Genomic DNA, 1,625 nt, shown 5'->3' with positions numbered 1-1,625 from the left:
TGAATAACGATGATGGAGCGCTTTCGATCAATCGTGACGAAGTTGTGGGTATCCCATGGACGAGTTTCCCGATGATGGATTTTATTCTCCCAATTCAGCAAAGAGCGTGCGGCCCCGATTGAAATGGCGGCGGGGCCGACCAGAAAGAGCAGGGAGCCTGTGACAAGGGCGACGCCGAGAAATAGCAAGATGGTGAAAATGGCGATACCTTGGAAGAAGGGGCCTGCAAAATCGGGATAGTAGTCATAATATTCAAGCAGAGCTTTTTTTGAGGTGACGCTGTAGTTGAATATGGTTTTCTGCCTGAAAACACGGATCAGAAAAAACACATAGCCATATAAAACTGCATAACCCATTACAATCACCGACACATCAACCTCGACTCTCCCCCATGCCAACCATGTAACAAATAAAATCCATACCGTACTTACCAGAAAAATAAGTACCTGGCCTTCCACTATGTCTTTTGGAGTGCCATTTATCGCCTTTATGGACCAGTCAAATATTTTTTCGCAGCCTTCCGACTTATCAAAATAATGAGCAGTATTTTGTTTTTCGATATCATTCAGAGACTCGTCACTGAGCGAAGCTTTTTTCTCGCTTTCCATATCGTTTACTTAATCCGGGGTGGGAAGGGTCAATGATTGGGTTCGGTGCTCAGCACTCACCAAAAGACGGGGTGTGGTTAATCCATCTGCTGTGCCATTCCCATTCTTGTCGAGCTCTATCTGATAAAGATAACCTCGCTCCTCTTTTCCAGGACTGACCACATCACTGGGGTACCATATCTGCAGTTCGATATAGTCAGCACTCTTGTCAAGCGGTACCCAGACCTGCCAGACAACATCCTCGTTCTCGGGCATGATCGGAAAATGCAGTTCTGGTGGGCCGAAGGGTGGGCGCTCGTTGCTGACTTTTGTGAATTTTCTAATATGCGTGTACTGTCCGCGCTCGTCAAAGATAGTCTTTATAGAAGATTCGATCTTGGTAACAGGCAGAATACCCAGAGGGCGTTTGCTACTGATAATGTTGAGTTGAATGCACTTTCCGCGTACGGCATTGGGGAGTTGAATCTGAACCCATGCGCCATTGGGCACGGCCACTTCCATGTAGTCGCCTTTACCCAGATAACGTTGTTCATAAACAACCGTGCTTTTGACAAACACTTGAGGGCTTAGCTGGATTTCCAATAGAGAGCGCTTTTCCTCGATACGTCCTTCAGGATTATCTGCATGGCGAAACTCTATGGAGCGTGACCAGCAGCACTTTTTCAACCACCAACCAATACTGTCTTTCTTGAAATAATTCAAGGCCAGGCACGCGAGTAAATAAATTGCACCCACGATAAAAAGCCCCACCACAAACCATGGGTTCATTACAAAAAACGCCAAGCTTTTGGATACATTCAAACCCACTAACAAGTGCAAAAAGCCGCCAACCCCCATGCCGATCACAGCAAGTGCTTTAATCACTATTGCTGTCTTTTCTTCGGGTGTTTTAGCGCTGTCGTGATCGTCGAGCAGATCCACAAACTCCAACACCGCCGCCGCCACCGCAAACGCCCCCAAAGCCACCATCGTGCTCCTGAACCCGCGAATCGCATCTCCCCAAGCGTTGTTTCCCTG

At 47.4% G+C, this 1,625-nt stretch carries 1 protein-coding gene and 1 pseudogene; both read right to left on the bottom strand.

The window, feature by feature from the left end; genetic code table 11:
* A partial coding sequence (locus JL015_RS27500) for a permease (protein ID WP_201020682.1) occupies positions 1–608 on the bottom strand: 608 nt, incomplete at its 3' end.
* Between the two features lie 9 nt (positions 609–617).
* Positions 618–1,625 (bottom strand): annotated as a pseudogene (locus tag JL015_RS27495) (hypothetical protein); the annotation flags it as partial.

Source organism: Pseudomonas cichorii, from assembly GCF_015471405.1.
GTDB classification, from domain to species: domain Bacteria; phylum Pseudomonadota; class Gammaproteobacteria; order Pseudomonadales; family Pseudomonadaceae; genus Aquipseudomonas; species Aquipseudomonas serbiensis.
The sequence above is the reverse complement of the archived record's forward strand: the minus strand, read 5'-3'. Positions and strand labels throughout refer to the sequence as shown.